The sequence below is a fragment of the Corynebacterium sp. HMSC070E08 genome, from assembly GCF_001808895.1.
GTDB classification, from domain to species: Bacteria; Actinomycetota; Actinomycetes; order Mycobacteriales; family Mycobacteriaceae; genus Corynebacterium; species Corynebacterium hiratae.
Genome location: NZ_KV794727.1, coordinates 169640 through 189819 on the forward strand (window position 1 = coordinate 169640; position 20180 = coordinate 189819).

The window sequence follows — 20180 nt, forward strand, 5'->3', positions numbered from 1 at the left end:
TGCGGGATTAAGCCCACTGGGCGTGGACGAGGAAGTGGGCAGCATCGTGAGCGATGTGGCGGGTCTCCTCGACGTCATCGCCGACGACATTGACGTGGCCGATCTTGCGGCCCGGCTGGTGGTCCTTGCCATAAAGGTGGACCTTCGCCTCTGGGTAGCGCTCCATCACTTCGCGGACTCGCTGCGGCATGGGCATCTGTGGATCCTCCTCAGCACCCAGCACATTAGCCATGACCGTTACGGGAGCCAATGGCGCGGTGGAGCCAAGCGGCAGGTCCAACACGGCGCGCAGGTGCTGCTCGAACTGTGAGGTCACGCAACCATCCTGGGTCCAGTGGCCGGTGTTGTGCGGGCGCATCGCCAGCTCGTTGACGGCGATGTCTTCCGCCACGCATACTCCCGGGGCACCCGAGGCGGACGCAATGATGGCGCCGGCGTCTTGCTTCGTCGCAAAGGCGAAGAGCTCCACTGCAAGCACGCCAGTCACGCCGAGCTCGGTAGCTACCTTGATGCCTACCTGAATGGCGCGCTCTGCCAACTCCGGGGACAGGTTCGGGGCGGGTGCGAAAGCTTCGGCGCAAATGCCATCGCGCTGCACGGACTCGGTGACCGGCCAAGCCTTCACTTCGCCGGAGGGGCGGCGGGCGACGAGCACGGACAGCTCGCGGGTAAGGGCCACTTTTTCCTCAGCCATCAGCGGGGTGCCTGCCGCGAGAAGCTCTTCTACCAGCGGCTCCAGCTCCTCCGCAGAGGGGAACCACACGCCATGGCCGTCGTAGCCGCCGCGGCGGGCTTTGAGACACACGTGACCGTCGACAAGCGCGGCAAAATCCCGCGCATCCTCCACCGAGTCGATAGCAGCAAAGCGTGGCACCGGGGCGCCCAGCTCGGCCAGCTTCTGGCGCATGAGCAGCTTGTCCTGCGCGTAGAGGAGGGCGGAAGGCTGGGGCTGAACGTTGAGACCGTCGGCGATGAGCGCCTGGACGTGCTCCGTGGGGACGTGCTCGTGCTCAAAAGTAATTGCGTCCGCGCCTTCCGAAGCGGCGGTGAGCACGTCGAGATCGTGGTAGTCGCCCAAAACGACGTCCGGGATCACCTGGGCGGCGGACTTGTCTGGCGCGGAGGCCAGCACGCGCAGGTGGATGTCGAGCTCCGCGGCGGCCGGCTGCATCATGCGTGCAAGCTGGCCGTCTCCATAAACAGTAACGAGGGGTTTGTGTTGTTCACTCACTCTTTCAATACTAGCCTTGGGGCCATGATCGTCCGGCATACCATCTTTCAGAACTCCCTCATGACCGCGCTGTTGGATGGCATTTACGACGGCGAAATGACCATCGGCGAGCTCTTGGGCAAGGGCAATTTCGGCATCGGCACCTTCGATGCGCTGGACGGGGAGATGATTATCCTCGACGGCGTGTGCTACCAGCTGCGCGGTGATGGAACCGCGACGGTGGCTGACTTGGACCAGGGAACCCCCTTCGCGGTAGCCACGAACTTTGTCCCCCGTATTAAGGTGGCCGCCCCCAAAGGATTGAAGCGCGAGGAGCTATCGGCCTTCATCGATGAGGTCGAGCCTTCCGCCAACTACATGTACGCGGTGCGTATCACCGGACGCTTCAGCAACGTGGTTACCCGCACGGTGGTCAAGCAGAGCAAGCCCTACCCGCCGATGGCGCAGGCGGTGGGCGGTGACAAGGAGCTGCGCTTTGACGACGTCGAGGGCATCATCGGTGGTTTCCGCACGCCGGTCTTTGAGAAGGGAATCTCCGTGCCCGGATGCCACGTGCACTTCATCGACGCTGCGCGTACCTCCGGCGGGCACGTGCTGGACTACACGGTGGATGAGGCCACGATTGAACTGTGCCCCGGCACGGACCTCGACCTGCGCCTGCCGCTGACCCACGAATTCCGCTCCGCCAACCTGGCGCCTGATGACCTAGACCAGCAGCTGCACACGACGGAGATTAAGGACTAACCCCAGACCGGTTGCTCGTTGAGGATGTCCTCGACGCGTTTGGCTTTGGGGATGGATGGGAAATACATCGGCTTCTCATAGCCGTGAAGTGCCAGCGAAATCCCACCGCGACGGCGGCGCGCACCACGAATATCAGTGAGCGGGATCGAATCGACGTGCTTGCCTTCCCGAGCGATGACGCGCAGGTTGGTCACGATGAAGCGCTTGCGGCGGGCCTTGGCAAGGGGCACGATGAAGCGCCAGACGGCAAGCAGGGCCCATAAAGCTACTAAGCCATTGCGAATCGCCAAGTCAATGCCGTTATAGTCACACCAGCCGATGGCAATCCAGCACACACCCGTGACGACGACGAGCTCTAAAAAGGGAAAGAGCAGTGTCCGAAACGGGGCGGTCATGTCCGCGCGCACAACCTCGCCGCGGCCCATCTGCATGAGGTTCATGGGGCACATGGTACCTACCTTCCCACTCGTTCCACGGTCCTCCCCCGCTACCCGAGCGTGAGGGGTGACCGCCTCCTAGCCTCGGCAGTCCGGCGGCCCGGCGCGGCATCGCACATGGCATTTCCTAAAAGGCGTCAGTCGAAAGGCGTCTTTGCCCCTGAAAACACCATCTGTCGGCCTGCAAAAGGCGTCTTTGGGAGTAAAGACACCTTTTGACTAATGCCTTCTGACAGACGCCTTGTGAAAAGCGCGATGCGGGATATGCGGCAATCTAGCGCGTTCCGCCGGGGTTACCTCTCTTCCCAGAAAGGGCCAGTGCACGGAAATTTCTAGACCTCACGACTAGCGCACGACGACTAGTGCACGACACAAAACCCTTGACAGCGGGAAAGGCCGGCAGTAGGTTGAGAAACACCTGTGCAATCGATTGCACTAGAAGCCACAGGAAGGAGGATTTCATGACTGGAGCCACATTAAAAGATATTGCCGCTGCGGCCGGGGTTTCAGTTTCCACCGCCTCGCGTTCCCTTGCCGGAAATCCTGCTATCTCCGAGAAAACACGGGCAAAGGTAATGAGCATTGCGCAACAGCTCAATTATTTGCCCAACGCTCAGGCACGAGCCTTGAGAAACTCTCGGTCCGACGCCATAGGGCTCATCATCCCCAACTTGGACAATGCCTATTTTGCCGCCATGGCCGCTGCAGTGGAAGAAGAAGCGAATAAGCGCAAACTCTCGACCATAATTACCAGTTGCGGAGAAGACCCAGAGCGCCTAACCAAGGCCCTCGACACCCTCTCCCAACGCCAGGTAGACGGAATCATCAGTGTCCCGCTCGAAGGTGCAGAAGATGCACTGCAGCGCGCGGCGGAATCTCGCCCACTGATACTCATCGATCGTTCTCTTAAAAACCTCCCAGCCGTGGTCTCAAACCCAACTACTGGGATACATGCGGCCGTGGCCCAGCTCAAGAGCAAGGGACACACGTCAATTGGTTATCTCTCTGGCCCCCAAGAAACGTCCACCGGACGCGAGCGCCTCAACGCATTCAAGGATGCAACAACCGGAATGGATATCCACATCCATCACGGCAGCTTCCGCCACCGATCTGGATACAAGGGCGCCATCGCGCTTCTTCAAGAAGGCGTCACAGCCATAGTCGCAGGCGATTCCATGATGACCGCAGGCGCGCTAGAAGCTTGCCATAACGCTGGCAAAAGAATTGGTGAAGAAATCGCACTAGTTGGCTTCGATGACTTCATCTTTTTACGTTTCCAACCAGCGCCAATCTCTGTCATAGACCAGAACGTTACGCGCATGGGAGAAGAAGCTACCGCTCGCTTGGTTGACGCAATTGATAACAAGCGGCAGCCCGAATCGACGGTCATCGATACCCGCTATATCCCACGAATGTCCACCGCCTACCGATTCCCTGGAGAACTCACATGAGTGAAACCGTCCTAAAACTTGAAGGCGTAACCAAGTCCTTCGGCCCCGTTGATGTCATTAAAGGGGTCGACCTCAGCGTTCGGCGAGGCCAAGTTCAAGCTCTTTTGGGCGAAAACGGCGCCGGTAAGTCCACGCTCATCAAAATGATTGCGGGCGTACACGAACCGGACTCTGGCCGCATACTAGTAGATGGCAAAGAAGTTAGAATCCCCGATACTAAGGCCTCCGAGGCCCTCGGTATCGCCACTATTCACCAAGAACTCAACTTGGTGCCGACGATGTCAGTGGCTGAAAACATTGTGCTCGGTCGCACTCCGCAACGCTACGGACTTGTCAACCGCAAGCATCTCAAGGCTCAAGCACAAGCAGCCCTACACCTCATCGGACTTGATGTTGACTTGGATACTCCGGTGGGTGAGTTGGGCGTCGCCAAGCAGCAGCTGGTTGAGATCGCCAAAGCCCTTTCCATGAATGCGCGCATCCTTATCTTGGATGAACCCACAGCCGCGTTGACCGGCAAAGAAGTCGATGCGCTCTTTACAGTTCTCGAAGGACTCAAAGCAAAAGGCGTGGCGATGGTGTTTATCAGCCACCACCTGGATGAACTGGCACGGATCGCGGAGACCATTTGCGTACTGCGCGATGGTGCCTTCATCGCCGAGGTCCCTTCCGATACAGATGAGGATGAACTGGTCCGGCTGATGGTCGGTCGCAGTATCGAAAACCAGTACCCGCGCGACACTCCGCCCGAGCGCGGCGATGTCTTGCTTGAAGTTGCAGGCCTGACTACACAAGGTTCGTTTCAGGACATCTCCTTCGAGGTCCACTCCGGCGAAGTTGTCGGTCTCGCCGGACTTGTCGGCGCTGGCCGCACGGAGATCATTCGTGCCATTGCTGGCGCAGACACCTACGATTCAGGATCCATTCGTGTGAATGGCCAAGAACTTCGAGGTGGCGACATCGGCGCCGCAATTCGCGCCGGAGTGGGACATATCCCCGAGGACCGGAAAGCACAGGCGCTAGTCCTGGATGCTTCGGTAGCAGACAATCTCGGTTTCGCGACGCTCTACCCCACCGCTAGAGCTGGGATTGCGGACCGTTCTGGCCAACATCGGCGTGCGGGAGAAGTGGCAGAAAAACTTCGTATACGGATGTCCGGGCTTGACCAGGCTATCCGCAATCTCTCCGGCGGAAACCAGCAAAAGGCAGTCTTCGGCCGGTGGGTCCTCGCCAACTCAAAAGTTCTCTTACTCGATGAGCCAACCCGCGGCGTCGACGTAGGCGCCAAGGTCGAAATCTACAACATCATTAACGAGATTACGGCAGCCGGTGGCGCGGTCCTCATGGCTTCCTCTGATCTACCAGAGGTACTTGGAATGTCTGACCGGATCCTCGTCATGTCAGGGGGCCAACTTGCCGGACAACTGCCAAAAGACTCCACTCAAGACGAGGTCATGACCCTCGCCGTAGCCAACGTAACTTCAGCAACCTCCGCTGCCGCTACTAACTCCGCTAGCCACGACCCCAAGGATTAATTATGACCAAGAATCGTGTAACCAACTGGGCTCTGAACAATGGCGCTCTCGTCGGCCTCATCGCGCTGTGCATAGCGCTTTTCATCGCCACCCCGTATTTTTTAACCGTAACGAATCTACTTAATGTAGGCATTCAGGCAGCCACCGTGGCCATCCTGGCTTTCGGCATGACCTTCGTCATTGTTACCGCGGGAATCGACCTTTCTGTCGGTTCTGTAGCCGCTCTTGGCGCTATGGTGTCGGCCTATATGTTCTCCACTGCTGGGCTTCCGGGCTGGCTGACTCTCCTCATTGGTCTCGGTGTGGGTGCCTTGGCGGGCGCTATCTGTGGAATGGCCACTGCGTGGGGAAAGATTCCCTCCTTCATTGCAACACTGGCAATGATGTCTATTGCGCGTGGCCTAACCCTCGTCATCTCGCAAGGCTCTCCCATTGAGACCGCGCCTTCGGTCAACTTCTTTGGCAGCGACGTCGCCGGCCTCCCCGTGCCCATCATCATGATGGTGATCGCGGGGCTCCTCTGTTGGTTCATCCTCGAGCGCACTGTGCTCGGCCGTTCCATGTACGCGATCGGAGGAAATCTCGAAGCAGCTCGCCTCTCCGGCCTCCCAGTCAAGCGCATCCAGATCGCAGTTTTCGCGCTTTCTGGGTTCTTCGCAGCGTGGGCAGGCATGGTTATGGCGGGCCGACTCGAATCTGCACAACCGCAAGCAGGCACCGGTTATGAGCTGGATGCCATCGCCGCAGTCGTCATCGGTGGTGCCTCACTGTCTGGTGGACAAGGCAAAGCAACGGGAACTCTGGTTGGCGCTATTTTGCTGGCTGTCATCCGAAACGGCCTCAACCTCCTCAATGTTTCCTCCTTCTGGCAGCAAATCGTCATCGGTTTAGTCATCGCGTTGGCCGTGGGCTTCGACGTCTTCCGCAATAAGACGGCCAACTAAGGAGCGCCTCATGAAAAAGATCATTTCTGCAGTTCTCGTTGCCGTTGTCGCATTGGGTTTGGTCTCATGCAACCGCTCTGAGGAAGACCGTCAGCGCATAACTCTTGCGCTATCAACCCAGACAAACCCCTTCTTCGTTGAGCTACGCCATGGCGCACAGGACAAGGCCAAAGAACTCGGAGTCCCCCTCGATATCCAAGACGCCTCGGATGATCCTGCTCAGCAAGTCAATCAACTCGGCAACGCTACGTCGATGGGCGCGAAAGTAGTGGTTGTTAACCCCACAGACTCCGATGCTGTAGCTCCGGCAGTACGCGGAATCAAGAACAATGGTGTCCCTGTGGTCGGTGTAGACCGCGACGTTAACGGCGTAGATTTGGATTCCATGGTTGCCTCCGACAATGTCGCCGGCGGTGCCCAAGCAGCAGATCAGCTGGCCAAATCCATCGGCGAAGAAGGTGACATCCTCATCCTGCAGGGCACCGCAGGTACGTCGGCCTCGCGCGAACGTGGCAAGGGTTTCGAGTCACAGATTGCCAAGTACCCGGGCATCAAGGTGGTTGCTAAACAGTCAGCAAATTTTGATCGTACAGAGGGACTCAATGTAGCCACCAACCTTTTGCAAGCCAACCCGAACATCAAGGCCATCTTTGCGGAGAACGATGAAATGGCCCTTGGCGCCGTCGAAGCCCTGGGATCGCGCGCTGGTTCCGAGGTCAAGATCGTGGCCTTTGACGGTACTTTCGACGGACTTAAGGCTGTCAAGGACGGCAAGCTGGAAGCTACTATCGCTCAGCAACCAGCCGAGCTCGGTGCCCGCGCCATCGAGCAAGCCGCACAACTCCTGCATGGTGAAAAGGCACAGAAATCTGTCCCCGTAGAAGTCATCACCGTTACCCGCGACAACGTAGAGGATTTCCAATGAGCAAGTTAACTGTCGTCGGTTCTATCAATGCCGATCTCATCGTCCACGCCGAGCGCCACCCTCAGCCCGGAGAGACCCTGCTGGGTTCTGGCGGTGAAATCCTAGCCGGGGGCAAGGGCGCAAACCAGGCAGTGGCCGCGGCCCAACTTGGTGCGCATGTCGCTTTCGTTGGCGCCGTAGGGTCTGATCCCTATGCGGAACCCGCTATGCATTACATGCGGACCTCGGGTATCGATCTCAGTGCAGTAGAGCAGGTAGACACCAATACTGGCCTCGCTGTCATCACTGTTTCCGCCGACGGCGAGAACACCATCGTCATTTCCCCCGGCGCTAATGCTCAAGTCGACTCAGATTTTGTCGCCGCTCGCGCCTCCACCATCGCCGATGCCGACATTGTTCTCCTACAAGGTGAAATCCCTGCTTCCGGTTTTCAAGCCGCAGTAGAACACAGCAATGGACGCGTCGTGGTTAACCTCGCCCCTGTTGTCCAAGTCGACTGTGAAAGCCTGCTGCAAGCCAATCCGCTTCTTGCCAATGAGCACGAGGCTGGTCTCATTTTGGAGCAGCTCGGTCTTCCCTCCGATGGCACCCCTCACGAGCTTGCTCACCGACTTATTGAGGCTGGCTTCCGCTCCGTAGTCTTAACCCTTGGCGCGCATGGAGCGTATGTAGCCACCCCGGAAGGCGGCACGGATATACCTACCCCACGCGTGACCACCATAGATACCACCGGTGCTGGCGACGCCTTCGCCGGCGCGTTGTGCTCCCGACTCTTGCAGGGCGACTCACTCATCGACGCGGCCTCATTCGCTGCCCGCGTCGGAGCTTTCGCTACAACCGGCAATGGAGCACAACCTTCTTACCCAACTACTTCTTCACGCTTACCGGAGGTGGACAATGCGTAAATCTGGAATCCTCAACCCTGCACTCGCCAGCGCCGTTGCGCGCCTTGGGCACACCGATACTTTTGTTATCGCGGATTGCGGGCTTCCCATACCGCAGGATGTGACAGTTATTGATTTGACGTTAACCTTTGGCATCCCTTCCTTCGGCGATACGCTTTCCGCGTTACTCGCCGAAGTAGTAGTAGAGGCAGCCACGATTGCGGATTCCACTCCGCCAGAGGTTCGGACGCTGCTTCCCAGCATCCCACTTACGGAAGTCGCGCACGAGGAGCTCAAACGTCAAGTCGCCGACGCCTCTTTCGTGGTGCGCACTGGGTCAACAACGCCGTTTTCCAATGTGATCTTTCGCTCCGGCGTGCCCTTTTAAAACACCTTTCGATCCTTCCAAAAAGCACGCACTCCCAACTCGCTACTGACCAGCTGGGCGCAGGTGGATGACATCACCCGCGGAGTAGTACTCACCGCCGACGTTGATACGGCCGTCGTCCGCCACGCCCTCAACAGTGCCGGTCACATCGCCCGTCGGGGCTTCGAGGCGGACTTCCTGACCAATCGAAGAACAAACCTTGCGGTAATCAGCCATGAGCTGCGGATCCTGCTTCTCCCATTGGGTGATGCGGTGGCGCAGGTTCTTCAGCACGGTGATGGCCAGCTCGGTGCGGTCGGTATCAAGCCCCTCGAGCGCGAGAGAGGTTGCGGCCTCGATGGGCAGTTCCTCCCTCGTCAACGTCACGTTGATGCCCATGCCCACGACCACGCGGGCTGAGGGCGGATTAGCGGCCTCTGTCTTCGGGGCGATTTCGGCCTTATTCACTTCAGCTTTGTTGATTTCAGCCTTGTTGATCTCCGCTTTGTTTATTTCAGCCTTATTGATCTCTGCCTTGTTGACTTCTGTCTTGGAGACCTCCGTCTTCGGAGCAGACTTGAAGGCCTCACCCACCGGACCGGCCTCCGCGAGGATGCCGCAGAGCTTCTTGCCGTCGATCTGCACGTCATTCGGCCACTTGAGTACCGCTCCCTCGACGGTATCCGTCACCGCCAAACCTGCGGCTAGAGGCAGGGTGCCCAAGTGGTCGAGCGAATCCGGAAGGATGAGCACGGAGAAAATGAGCTGGGATCCAGCCGGACTCACCCACTGACGGCCCAAGCGGCCTTTGCCGGACACCTGCTCGTTGGCGAGCAGCACGGTGCCATCGGCAACCTTCTCCGCCTCCATGAGATCGGTGTTGGTCGAGCCAGTGGACTCGGTGTAATCGATGACGGAAAAATCACCGTCGAGAGCTTCGCGGATGCGGTCAAGATTTAGAGCTGTCATACTGCCAACCCTACCCGCCGTTAGTACTCGACCACGCGCACTGTGTCCGCAGCGAGTGCTAGTGTATGTGCATGGCAAAGGTCACTTTTGAGAACGTCGGCATCACCTATCCCCGCGCCGAGAACCCCACGGTCAAAGACCTCAATCTCGAGATCGCGGATGGCGAGTTTCTAGTCCTCGTCGGCCCGTCCGGCTGCGGTAAGTCCACTACCCTGCGCGCCCTCGCAGGACTTGAACCGGTCTCCAGCGGCCGCATCCTCATCGATGGCAAAGACGTCACGGGGCTCGAGCCCGGCGAGCGCGATATCGCCATGGTCTTCCAGAACTACGCCCTCTACCCGCACCTCACCGTGGCCCAGAACATGGGCTTCGCCCTCAAGCTGGCCAAGATGCCCAAGGCTGAAATCAAAGCCAAGGTAGAGGAAGCCGCGAAGACTCTAGGGTTAACGGAGTACCTGGAGCGTAAGCCGAAGGATCTATCCGGTGGCCAGCGCCAGCGCGTCGCCATGGGCCGCGCCATCGTGCGCGAGCCCAAGGCATTCCTCATGGATGAGCCGCTATCTAACCTGGATGCCAAGCTGCGCGTGCAAACCCGTGCGGAGCTGGCCAGCCTCCAGCAGCGCCTCGGCACCACCACCGTCTACGTCACCCACGACCAGGTGGAGGCCATGACCATGGGAGACCGCGTCGCCGTGCTCAAGGACGGTGTCCTGCAGCAGGTTGCACCGCCGCGCGAGCTGTACGACTCCCCCGCTAACGAATTCGTCGCCGGCTTCATCGGCTCCCCCGCGATGAACATCTTTGACTACAACGGTGGCCGCGTTGGCGTTCGCCCAGAGAAGATGTTCATCAACAAGGGACCGGTGGGCTTCCAAGGCACCGTGGAATTCGTAGAAGAGCTAGGCTCCGAGTCCTTCGTCTACGTCATGGTGGGTGAGCAGCGCTTCGTTGCCCGCGCGAGCGATAACGTTCCACAGCGCGGGGACAACGTCGTCCTCACCTTCAACCCCCGGGAGGCGCACCGCTTCGATCCTGAAACCGGACAGCGCATCGAGGTTTAAGAAGAATCAGGGGTAGTTTTACCCCCATTTTGAGTGAATTAAACGTCAAAACCACGTGCACTGTGGGGGTGATCCCCTATTTTGAAGTCACCAGAAGTTTTCCGAAAGGTGAATACTCCATGAAGAAGCCGTTTCTCCCTAGCTCGCTGCGCTCTGTCCGCCGCGGCGTAGTCGTTACCACCGCTGCCCTTGCTCTGACCTTGGCGGGTTGCTCGTCGAGCGACGAGGGATCGTCGTCAAGCACTGGCTCCGATGCCGCCTCGACGGATGGTGACGGCCGCGGCCCCATCACCTTTGCCATGGGCAAGAACGATACCGACAAGATCACGCCCATCATCGAGGCATGGAACGCCGAGCACCCAGATGAGAAGGTCGAGCTCAAGGAGCTCGCCGGCGAGGCCGACGCACAGCGCGAGACCCTCGTGCAGTCCCTGCAGGCGGGCAACTCTGACTACGATGTCATGGCGCTGGACGTGGTCTGGACCGCGGACTTCGCCGCTAACCAGTGGCTGGCACCGTTGACCGGTGACCTCGAGGTGGATACCTCCGGACTGCTGGAGCCCACCGTGGAATCCGCCACCTACAACGACACCCTCTACGCGCTGCCGCAGAACACCAACGGCCAGCTGCTCTTCCGCAACACCGAGTTGGCGGACAAGGCTCCGGAGAAGTTCGACGACATCGCTTCTGCTTGTGAGGCCATCAAGGATGATGCTTCCTGCCTGACCACCCAGCTCAAGCAGTACGAGGGTCTCACCGTGAACACCGCCGGCTTCATCGAGGGCTGGGGCGGCTCCATCCTGGATGACGAGGGCAACGTCGCCGTTGACTCGGACGAGGCGAAGGAAGGCCTGCAGGCGCTTGTCGACGCCTACGAGGACGGCACCATCTCCAAGGACTCCACCGCCACAACGGAGGAGGAGACCAACCTTGCTTTCACTGAGGGCAAGACCGCTTTTGCCATCAACTGGCCGTACATGTACACCAACGCCGAAGAGGCTGGCGTGAAGTTTGAGGTCCAGCCGCTGGTGGGCAAGGACGGCGTCGGGGTGTCTACCCTCGGTGGCTACAACAACGGCATCAATATCAACTCCGAGCACAAGGCTACGGCCCTGGACTTCATGAAGTTCATCATCAACGAGGAGAACCAGAAGTCCTTCGCCGAGGCTTCCTTCCCGCCGGTGCTGGCTTCCATCTACGACGATGACTCCCTCGTCGAAGAGTTCCCGTACCTGCCGGCTCTGAAGGAATCCCTGGAGAACGCCGCACCGCGTCCGGTCTCCCCGTTCTACACCGCCATCTCCAAGGCGGTTCAGGATAACGCCTACGCGGCGCTCACCGCAGGCAAGTCCGTCGATGACGCCACGAAGGATATGAAGGCAGCCATCGAAGCCGCTTCGCAGGGTTAATTTCCCAGCGTGCATGGGGGCGCGAGTAAGTCCACGTGACTTGCCCGCGCCTCCTTCTGCGATCCGGGCTCTTTTCGCCCAGAGGAAGTCCGGGCTACCCGCTATGATTTCCCCAACCCCCGTTAAACCCCTTCTCCCCCTATGAGTTAGAAAGGCAGGCACCGCATGGCTGGAGCACCGCCTACCGTGCAGCCCCGCAGACAGTACCTGCGTGTGGCCGCACTCATCGCACCGGCACTGATAGCGCTGGCTGTGGTCATCGGCTACCCCATTGTGCGCGCTGTGATGTTGTCCTTCCAGGGCAACAAACGGCTTAACCCCACCACGGGAGTGTTCGAGGAAGGCTCCTTCGCCGGTCTTGAAAACTACCTGTACTGGATTACCAATCGCTGCATGTCTGCCACTGGCCAGGCCACCGCGTGCCCTGATGGTGTCATTGCCACCGATTTCTGGCCGGCTGTGAAGATCACTCTCTTTTTCACCGTGGTCACGGTTGCCCTGGAGACCATCCTGGGCATGTTCATGGCGCTGGTGATGAACGGCGAGTACCGCGGTCGCGGCCTCGTGCGCGCGGCGGTGCTTGTCCCCTGGGCCATTCCCACCGCAGTCACTGCGAAGCTGTGGCAGTTCATGTTCGCCCCGGATGGCATCGTCAACGCGCTCGTCGGCACGCGCATCGCGTGGACCACAGACCCGTTTTATGCCCGTCTCGCGGTGATTATCGCCGATGTGTGGAAGACCGCCCCCTTCATGGCGTTGCTCGTTTTGGCTGGTTTGCAGATGATTCCGCGCGATGTCTACGACGCCGCCCGCGTCGACGGCGCATCGCGCATCCAAACCTTCTTCACCATCACCCTGCCGCTGGTACGCCCGGCGCTCATGGTGGCGATCCTCTTCCGCACGCTGGATGCACTACGCATGTACGACCTGCCGGTCATCATGATCTCTGCTTCCTCTAACTCCCCGACGGCAACCATTTCCCAGCTCGTCGTGGAGGACATGCGCCAGGGGCATTTCAACTCGGCCTCCGCACTGTCCACGCTCATCTTCCTGCTTATCTTCACCGTCGCGTTCATCTTGGTGCGCTTCCTCGGCGCTGATGTCTCCGGTACTGCCCGCCAGAAGAAGGAGAAGAAGTCATGAAAAAGATCGGCCATTACCTAGGCATCCTCTTCATCATGTTCTGGGGGCTCGCACCCTTCTATTGGATGGTCGTCACCGCCCTGCGGCACAAGTCCCATACCTTCGACACCACCCCGTGGCCCACGCACGTAACCCTGGATAACTTCCGGGACGCCCTAGCCACGGACAAGGGCAATGACTTCCTCAATGCGCTGGGGAACTCTTTGATCATTTCCTTGGTCACGACCGCGGTGGCGGTCCTCATCGGCGTGTTTACCGCCTATGCCTTGGCGCGCTATGACTTCCCGGGCAAGGGCATTGTCACCGGCATCATTCTGGCCGCCTCGATGTTCCCGGCCATCGCGCTGGTAACCCCGCTATTCCAGCTATTCGGCAACCTCGAATGGATCGGTACCTACCGCGCGATGATCATCCCGAATATCTCCTTCGCGCTGCCCCTGACGGTCTACACGCTGCTGAGCTTCTTCCGCCAGCTGCCCTGGGAATTGGAGGAGGCCGCTCGCGTGGACGGTGCCTCCCGCGGTCAGGCCTTCCGCCTCGTACTTTTGCCCTTGGCTGCACCGGCACTGTTTACCACGGCCATCATCGCCTTCATCACGACGTGGAACGAGTTCATGCTGGCTAAGCAGCTCTCCACCACCGCTACCGAGCCGGTGACCGTGGCCATCGCGCGCTTCTCCGGCCCCTCAGCCTTCGAGTACCCCTACGCCGCCACCATGGCTGCGGGCGCGCTGGTGACGGTTCCGCTGATCATCATGGTGCTCATCTTCCAGCACCGCATCGTCGCCGGCCTCACCGCCGGAGGTGTTAAGGCCTAATGCGCCGCGCACTGCTGTGGGACACCGCGCTGGGATTCGTTGGCTTCTTCGCCTTCCTGGCGCTGGTGCAGGCAGTTCTGAATCTTTTTCACCCCTCCCCCGCCATCTGGCCGGGGCTCCTCGCGGGCGCACTATGCCTGACGGAGTATCTGCTGTGGCGGGCTAAACGGAAGGATCTCCGATGAGCTGGCACGACAACGCCATTTTCTACCAGGCCCTCGTGGGCTCGTACAAGGACACCACCGGCGAAGGCGTGGGCACGCTGCGCGGGGTTATTGAGAAGCTCGACTACCTCAAGTGGCTCGGCGTCGACTGCCTGTGGCTTTCCCCGTTCTATGCTTCCCCGCTGCGCGATGACGGCTATGACATCGCCGATTACTACTCCATCCACCCTGACTACGGCACGATGGAGGACTTTGACGAGCTCGTCGCCGAGCTCCACGCGCGCGGCATGCGCCTCATGACGGATCTCGCGTTCAACCACACCTCCACCGATCACCCGTGGTTCCAGGCCTCCCGCACCGATCCGGAAGGGCCCTATGGGGACTATTACGTGTGGGGCGACGATCCGCTGCGCTACCCGGAGATCCGCATCATCTTCACTGACACGGAAACCTCGAATTGGGCATGGGACCCGGAGCGCAAGCAGTTTTACTTCCACCGCTTCTACTCCCACCAGCCGGACCTGAACTACGACAACCCGAAGGTCCACGAGGAAGTATTCAAAATCCTCTCCTTCTGGCTGGACAAAGGCGTGGACGGCTTCCGCCTCGATGCCATTGCATACCTCTACGAACGCGATGGACTGGGCGGCGAGTCCCTGCCGGAGACGGTCGAATTTGTGGAGAAGATCCGCGCCTTCATCGACGAGAATTACCCCGAGGCCATCATGATCGCGGAAGCCAACCAGCCACCGGCGGAAACCATGGAGTTCTACGGCACGGGCAACCGCTTCCACATGGTCTTCAACTTCCCGGTGATGCCGCGGCTTTACCAGGCGCTGGCGCTGGGGGATGCCACACCGGTCTACGACATCATGGCGGAGCTTCCAGAGCTTCCCCAGGGCTGCCAGTGGGGCACCTTCCTGCGCAACCACGACGAGCTGACCCTGGAGATGGTCGACGAGGACCAGCGCGCGATCATGTACGAGCACTACCTGCCCGACGATCAGATGCGCGCCCACGTGGGCATCGCGCGGCGCCTTGCCCCGCTGCTGGGCAATGATTACCGCAAGATTGAGCTTTTTTATTCACTACTCATGACCCTGCCGGGCGCCCCCTTCCTGTACTACGGCGATGAGATTGGGATGAACGATGCCCCCGAGTTGCCTGACCGCGATGCCGTGCGGACACCCATGCAGTGGGAGCCCGGCGAGGGCGCAGGGTTCAGCACCTCCGCCCAGACGCGCCGGCCCATCGTCGGCGGCGTAGGGGTTTCGGTAGAGGAGCAGCTTGCCGACGATGACTCGCTCCTCCACCGCCTCCGCAGCCTGATCCAGCAGCGTAAAGCGCATCCGGAACTCGGCACCGCTCCTTTCGAAGCCGTGGAAACCGGCCAAACGGGAGTTCTGGGATTCCAGCGCGGTGAGTTGTTGTGCCTGCACAACTTCACGGATCAGACCGTCGACTTAGGCCCTGTGGAGCTGGGCCCCTATGGCTACGCTTGGCTGCCTGTAGAGGCCTAAAGGACGCTTCGTAACACACCTCACATTTCTCGCTAGGTTAACTAAAAGTTAACTCGCCGTGAACGAAAGCTAGCTTTTGGGAGATTTTACCTATATAGTTGGTTCAACCCCATGATGCGGACAGCCGCATCATTACGACAAGAAATAGAGAGGTGAGCCAAATGAATACCCTGACCGGATTCCTTTCCGCCATCACTAACGAATTCAAGAGTGCCACCGGAATCAACCTTGACACGGTGCACCCGGCACCGCTGGTATCACACATCGCTGAAGATCTGCTCAAGCACGGTCTCATCCCAGCCACCCACACGGACATCGAAGAGTCCTACGCCACGCTTACGGGAACCTTCCCCAAGGAAGAGGATCTCGTAGATGCCGAACTCTTCCTCTACAGCCTCGGCTGGCTGGCAGACACCCCCGAATAAAACCACATAACCTAAGCCTCGCCCCCTTTTACGGGGCGAGGCTTTTCCATTGAGTCACCCTTCGACGCCCCTCACTACACACCCACTACACTGACCCACATGCACCCGACGCGCCGTATGCGAGGATTCCCTCACCTTTTACACCGCCATTCACCTGCACAAACGTGAACTGTGAGAGAAATCACCCGCGTGCCGCTATACATTCCTATACAAAACTTCTCTACACTGTCGAAACATGACTATTTCCTCACATTTGTCGGAGCTTGACTCCCTGAGCGCCGACACCACCGCAGGCAAGATCGCTGAACTGAAGAGGCGTCGCGAAGCAGCGGCGCAGCCCATGGGCGAACAGGCCCACGAAAAAGTCCGCGCCCAGGGCCGCCTCACCGCCCGGGATCGCTTGGACTACCTCCTCGATGAAGGTTCCTTCGTCGAGACTGACATGCTCGCCGTGCACCGCACCACGGACTTCGGCATGGGCAAGAAGCGCCCGGTCACTGACGGCATCGTCACCGGCTGGGGCACCATCGACGGCCGCGAGGTCTGCATCTTCTCCCAGGACGGAACCGTCTTCGGAGGCGCCCTCGGCGAGGTCTACGGCGAGAAGATGATCAAGATCATGGAGCTGTCCATCACTACCGGTCGTCCACTCATCGGCCTGTACGAAGGTGCCGGCGCCCGAATCCAGGACGGTGCCGTCTCCCTGGACTGGATTGCCAAGACCTTCTACCAAAACGTCAAGGCCTCCGGCGTCGTCCCGCAGATCTCCGTCATCATGGGCGCCTGCGCCGGCGGCAACGCCTACTCCCCTGCGCTGACCGACTTCGTCGTGATGGTGGATGAGAAGTCCAAGATGTTCGTCACCGGGCCCGACGTCATCAAGACCGTCACCGGCGAGGAGATCTCCCAAGAGGAACTCGGCGGCGCCGGAGTCCACATGCACAAGTCGGGCACCTCGCACTACACCGCTTCTAGCGACGAGGAAGCACTGGATTGGGTCCACGACCTGCTGACCTACCTGCCTTCCAATAACCGCCAGCTGACACCGGCTGAGCCCTACGAGGAGCTGGGCGAAGAGACTGCCAATGACCTCCTGCTGGATGAAATCATCCCGGACTCCCCGAACCAGCCCTATGACGTCAAGGAAGTCATCGAAACCCTCACCGATGACGGCGATTACCTGGAGATCCAGGCTGATCGCGCCGATAACGTGGTGACCGCCTTCGGCCGCATCGAGGGCCAGACCGTGGGCTTTGTGGCCAACCAACCGCAGGTTTTCGCCGGCTGCCTCGACATTGATTCCTCCGAGAAAGCCGCCCGCTTCGTGCGCACCTGCGATGCCTTTAACATCCCGATCATCATGCTGGTCGACGTTCCCGGCTTCCTCCCCGGCGCCGATCAGGAACACGATGGCATCCTGCGCCGCGGCGCCAAGCTTCTCTACGCCTACGCCGAGGCCACGGTTCCGAAGATCACCGTCACCCTGCGCAAGGCCTACGGTGGTGCCTACTGCGTGATGGGTTCCAAGGGCCTCGGCGCGGACGTCAACCTGGCGTGGCCCACCGCCCAGATCGCCGTCATGGGCGCAGCCGGCGCCGTCGGCTTCATCTACCGCAAGGAGATCAAGGCAGCCCACGAAAAGGGCCTCGACGTGGCTGAGCTGACCAAGTCCTTCGAGCGCGAGTATGAAGACCACATGCTCAACCCGTATAAGGCAGCGGAGCGCGGGCTTATCGACGCCGTCATTCTCCCCTCCGAAACCCGCAGTGCAATTGCCAAAAACTTGCGCTTCTTCGCCGACAAGAACGTCGCGCGCCCGGCGCGTAAGCACGGCAACATCCCGCTCTAACGCGCACTCGGATCGGCACAGATTAGTACAGAAGACGCACTGTATTACACTAGTGTCCCATGACTGACTTGAAGACGACCGCTGGCAAGATCGAGGACCTCAGCGCCAAGCTCACCGAGTCCCGTGCGCCGCAGGGAGAGGTCCCTGCGGCTCGCAGCGCCATCGAGGCGCTCTTCGATGCCGGATCCTTCGTAGAGACCGACGCGCTTGCTCGCCACCGCTCCACCGAGTTCGGCCGCGAGCACGTCCGGCCCTACACCGACGGTGTCGTCACCGGTTTCGGCACCGTGGACGGCCGCAAGGTCTGCGCTTATGCGCAGGACGCCTCGCTGTTCGACGGCACCATGGGCGAGGTCTACGGCGAAAAGGTCACCAAGCTCTACGACCTCGCCATTAAGACCGGCGTGCCCATCGTCGCACTCGTCGCCAGCGACAAGCCCCGCGCCCAGGAAGGCATTGTCTCCTCCGCCATGCAGGCCCGCATCCTTGCCCGCGCCACCACCGCTTCCGGCCTCATCCCGCAGGTCACAGCGGTCTACGCGGACTCGAAGGAGGCCTCGCTCGTGGCTGCGTTGTCCGATGTCGTTATCGCTCCGGACGGTGACCTGCAGGCGGATGGGGAGCACGAGGTGAGCGTCGCCAAGCGCGTGCTCTCCTACCTGCCCTCGAATAACCGTGCCGCCGCTCCCCGCACCGAGGCCACCATCGTTGCGGGCTCTGTGGAGGAGAACATCACCGACGCCGACCATGTCCTCGATACCCTCGTGGGCGATGACGGCGCCGTCGATCTCGCCGACGTGGTCACCGCCACCTGTGAGGATGTCTTTGAGCTCGGCGCCCAGGTGCGCGGTGTCTTCACCGGTTTCGGTCGCGTCGAGGGACGCACGGTGGGCATCATCGCTAACCGCGGCACCCTCGATGCGGAAGCTGCCGCTAAGGCCGCGCGTTTCATCCGCCTGTGCGATGCCTTCAATACTGCCATCATCGAGTTCGTCGATACTCCGGCACTGGACGTGGAGAAGGCGGCGCTGGCCAAGCTGGTGCACGCCTACTCCGCGGCGAGCGTGGGCAAGATCAGCGTCATCGTCCGCCGCGCGCACGGTACCGGATACATCGCCTTCGGCTCCAAGGAGCTCGGCGCGGATCTGTCCTATGCGTGGCCGACGGCCGAGATCGCCGTGGCCGATGCCCCCGCACTGGCCTCCGAGCTAGAGCTGAGCGAGGAGGAGGCCGCCGCCTACCTGACCCCGTACCAGGCCGCTGAGCGCGGTCTCGTCGATTCCGTTATTACCCCGGCAGCCACGCGTGGCTCCCTCATTGAGGGCCTGCGCCTGCTGGATCGCAAGATTATTCCGACCCTGCCGAAGAAGCACGGCAATATCGTTTTGTAGAGGTGTCCAATGACCGCTTCCCTGTTTACCGTTCTGCGCGGCAACCCCACCGACGCTGAGGTGGCGGCCCTGTCCACGGTGCTCAGCCAGCTCGACTCTGAGGCGCGCGCCAAGGCCGCCGATACCCGCTCTGAGCGCGACCTGTGGGGACAGCCGGGTGACGTATTCAACCCGTCCGCCTTCCGCAACGTCCGCTACTACTAAGCGCATGCGCCTGGTTCTGGCTTCCCAGTCCCCCTCCCGCCTGTCCATCCTGCGGGGTGCGGGCGTGGAACCCGTCATCGCCCCGGCCCACGTGGACGAGCGGGCCATCGAGGAGCGCCTGGCGGGTGCTGATCCCGCCGAGATCGTCTGCGCCTTGGCTGCCGCGAAGGCGGAGGCCATTGGTCCCGACTATCCCGAGGACGTCGTGGTGGGTGGGGATTCCATGCTGCTTCTCGACGGTGCCCTCCAAGGCAAACCCCACACCCCCGAGGCGACCGTGGATCGCTGGCACGCGCAGGCCGGTCGTGCCGCGGAGCTCATCACCGGCCACTGCGTGCTCTACGGCAACGAGCGCTTCGTTGAAGCCTCGCGCACGACGGTGTACTTTGCCCAGGCCTCGGACGCCGATATCGAGGCCTACGCCCGCACCGGCGAGCCGCTGGAATGCGCCGGCGCCTTTACCTTGGAAGCCCTCGGCGGCTGGTTCATCGACCGCATTGAGGGCGATCCCTCCTCCGTCATCGGCCTTTCGCTGCCGGTGCTGCGCCGCGCGCTGTATTCCTTTGGGCTCAACGTTTCCGGCTTCTGGGTTTAATCAAACCTATTGACTGGATTTTTAATCACCGATATTATGTGATTCACATTTCACTGCATGCGAGAGAGCGGAATTAGATCCTGCAATCTACAGGTTTTAAATCGCTTCAGGAAC

The 20180-nt window shown here is 60.4% G+C and carries 21 protein-coding genes; 18 read left to right on the plus strand and 3 right to left on the minus strand.

The genetic code is table 11. The annotated features are described in order from the left end of the window. Nucleotides 1-7: 7 nt before the first annotated feature. A complete protein-coding gene (locus HMPREF2526_RS01255; protein WP_070545339.1) occupies nucleotides 8-1270 on the minus strand; it encodes a 5-(carboxyamino)imidazole ribonucleotide synthase in 1263 nt (420 codons plus the stop codon). Here HMPREF2526_RS01255 and budA point away from each other — a divergent pair. Beyond that, nucleotides 1256-1975, plus strand: coding sequence for an acetolactate decarboxylase (budA, locus tag HMPREF2526_RS01260; RefSeq protein WP_070509501.1), 720 nt, complete (start codon nucleotides 1256-1258; stop codon nucleotides 1973-1975). The genes HMPREF2526_RS01255 and budA overlap by 15 nt on opposite strands. Here budA and HMPREF2526_RS01265 read toward each other — a convergent pair. Beyond that, on the minus strand, nucleotides 1972-2415 hold the full coding sequence (locus HMPREF2526_RS01265) for a hypothetical protein (RefSeq protein WP_046647237.1): 444 nt from the start codon (nucleotides 2413-2415) through the stop codon (nucleotides 1972-1974). The genes budA and HMPREF2526_RS01265 overlap by 4 nt on opposite strands. A 458-nt stretch (nucleotides 2416-2873) precedes the next feature. On the opposite strand from HMPREF2526_RS01265, the gene HMPREF2526_RS01270 reads away from it, so the two are divergent. The 6 genes from HMPREF2526_RS01270 to rbsD are packed head-to-tail and all read left to right on the plus strand — an operon-like array spanning nucleotide 2874 to nucleotide 8539. Then, nucleotides 2874-3863 (plus strand): LacI family DNA-binding transcriptional regulator, encoded by a 990-nt coding sequence (locus HMPREF2526_RS01270; protein WP_070545341.1) that lies wholly within the window; start codon nucleotides 2874-2876, stop codon nucleotides 3861-3863. Next, nucleotides 3860-5398 carry a sugar ABC transporter ATP-binding protein gene (locus HMPREF2526_RS01275; RefSeq protein ID WP_070545343.1) on the plus strand — a complete coding sequence of 513 codons (1539 nt, stop codon included), beginning with the start codon at nucleotides 3860-3862 and terminating at the stop codon, nucleotides 5396-5398. The genes HMPREF2526_RS01270 and HMPREF2526_RS01275 overlap by 4 nt, the downstream gene beginning before the upstream one ends. A 2-nt stretch (nucleotides 5399-5400) precedes the next feature. Then, nucleotides 5401-6342 carry an ABC transporter permease gene (locus HMPREF2526_RS01280; protein WP_046647012.1) on the plus strand — a complete coding sequence of 314 codons (942 nt, stop codon included), beginning with the start codon at nucleotides 5401-5403 and terminating at the stop codon, nucleotides 6340-6342. Nucleotides 6343-6352: 10 nt separating this feature from the next. Continuing rightward, a complete protein-coding gene (locus tag HMPREF2526_RS01285) occupies nucleotides 6353-7267 on the plus strand; it encodes a D-ribose ABC transporter substrate-binding protein (protein ID WP_070545345.1) in 915 nt (304 codons plus the stop codon). Continuing rightward, entirely contained in the window at nucleotides 7264-8172 is a 909-nt protein-coding gene (locus HMPREF2526_RS01290; protein ID WP_070545347.1) for a ribokinase, read from the plus strand. Before HMPREF2526_RS01285 ends, HMPREF2526_RS01290 begins: the two co-directional genes overlap by 4 nt. After that, nucleotides 8165-8539 (plus strand): D-ribose pyranase, encoded by a 375-nt coding sequence (rbsD, locus tag HMPREF2526_RS01295; RefSeq protein ID WP_049156355.1) that lies wholly within the window; start codon nucleotides 8165-8167, stop codon nucleotides 8537-8539. The genes HMPREF2526_RS01290 and rbsD overlap by 8 nt, the downstream gene beginning before the upstream one ends. Before the next feature lie 42 nt (nucleotides 8540-8581). On the opposite strand, the gene HMPREF2526_RS01300 is transcribed toward rbsD, so the two are convergent. Beyond that, entirely contained in the window at nucleotides 8582-9487 is a 906-nt protein-coding gene (locus HMPREF2526_RS01300; protein ID WP_070545349.1) for a biotin--[acetyl-CoA-carboxylase] ligase, read from the minus strand. Nucleotides 9488-9558: 71 nt separating this feature from the next. On the opposite strand from HMPREF2526_RS01300, the gene HMPREF2526_RS01305 reads away from it, so the two are divergent. The 11 genes from HMPREF2526_RS01305 to HMPREF2526_RS01355 all read left to right on the plus strand — a co-directional run bounded on the left by HMPREF2526_RS01305 (nucleotide 9559) and on the right by HMPREF2526_RS01355 (nucleotide 20066). Further along, nucleotides 9559-10548, plus strand: a complete 990-nt coding sequence (locus HMPREF2526_RS01305; protein ID WP_070515993.1) for an ABC transporter ATP-binding protein — start codon at nucleotides 9559-9561, stop codon at nucleotides 10546-10548. 119 nt (nucleotides 10549-10667) lie between these two features. Next, nucleotides 10668-11957, plus strand: a complete 1290-nt coding sequence (locus tag HMPREF2526_RS01310; protein ID WP_046647016.1) for an ABC transporter substrate-binding protein — start codon at nucleotides 10668-10670, stop codon at nucleotides 11955-11957. A 165-nt stretch (nucleotides 11958-12122) separates the two neighbouring features. Beyond that, the gene (locus tag HMPREF2526_RS01315) at nucleotides 12123-13100 is read left to right on the plus strand and encodes a carbohydrate ABC transporter permease (RefSeq protein WP_046647017.1); all 978 of its coding nucleotides are present in this window, start codon (nucleotides 12123-12125) and stop codon (nucleotides 13098-13100) included. Continuing rightward, nucleotides 13097-13918: a carbohydrate ABC transporter permease gene (locus tag HMPREF2526_RS01320; protein ID WP_046647018.1), complete on the plus strand. Its 822-nt coding sequence runs from the start codon at nucleotides 13097-13099 to the stop codon at nucleotides 13916-13918. The genes HMPREF2526_RS01315 and HMPREF2526_RS01320 overlap by 4 nt, the downstream gene beginning before the upstream one ends. Next, nucleotides 13918-14103: a hypothetical protein gene (locus HMPREF2526_RS01325; protein WP_046647019.1), complete on the plus strand. Its 186-nt coding sequence runs from the start codon at nucleotides 13918-13920 to the stop codon at nucleotides 14101-14103. Before HMPREF2526_RS01320 ends, HMPREF2526_RS01325 begins: the two co-directional genes overlap by 1 nt. Next, nucleotides 14100-15602 carry a maltose alpha-D-glucosyltransferase gene (gene treS, locus HMPREF2526_RS01330; protein ID WP_046647020.1) on the plus strand — a complete coding sequence of 501 codons (1503 nt, stop codon included), beginning with the start codon at nucleotides 14100-14102 and terminating at the stop codon, nucleotides 15600-15602. The genes HMPREF2526_RS01325 and treS overlap by 4 nt, the downstream gene beginning before the upstream one ends. Before the next feature lie 161 nt (nucleotides 15603-15763). Continuing rightward, nucleotides 15764-16027 (plus strand): hypothetical protein, encoded by a 264-nt coding sequence (locus tag HMPREF2526_RS01335; RefSeq protein WP_046647021.1) that lies wholly within the window; start codon nucleotides 15764-15766, stop codon nucleotides 16025-16027. 235 nt (nucleotides 16028-16262) lie between these two features. Next, on the plus strand, nucleotides 16263-17876 hold the full coding sequence (locus HMPREF2526_RS01340; RefSeq protein ID WP_046647022.1) for an acyl-CoA carboxylase subunit beta: 1614 nt from the start codon (nucleotides 16263-16265) through the stop codon (nucleotides 17874-17876). 59 nt (nucleotides 17877-17935) lie between these two features. Beyond that, nucleotides 17936-19267, plus strand: a complete 1332-nt coding sequence (locus HMPREF2526_RS01345) for a carboxyl transferase domain-containing protein (RefSeq protein ID WP_070545351.1) — start codon at nucleotides 17936-17938, stop codon at nucleotides 19265-19267. Nucleotides 19268-19276: 9 nt separating this feature from the next. Then, nucleotides 19277-19471: an acyl-CoA carboxylase subunit epsilon gene (locus HMPREF2526_RS01350; RefSeq protein WP_046647024.1), complete on the plus strand. Its 195-nt coding sequence runs from the start codon at nucleotides 19277-19279 to the stop codon at nucleotides 19469-19471. A 4-nt stretch (nucleotides 19472-19475) separates the two neighbouring features. Further along, a complete protein-coding gene (locus HMPREF2526_RS01355) occupies nucleotides 19476-20066 on the plus strand; it encodes a Maf family protein (protein ID WP_070545353.1) in 591 nt (196 codons plus the stop codon). Nucleotides 20067-20180 lie beyond the last annotated feature (114 nt).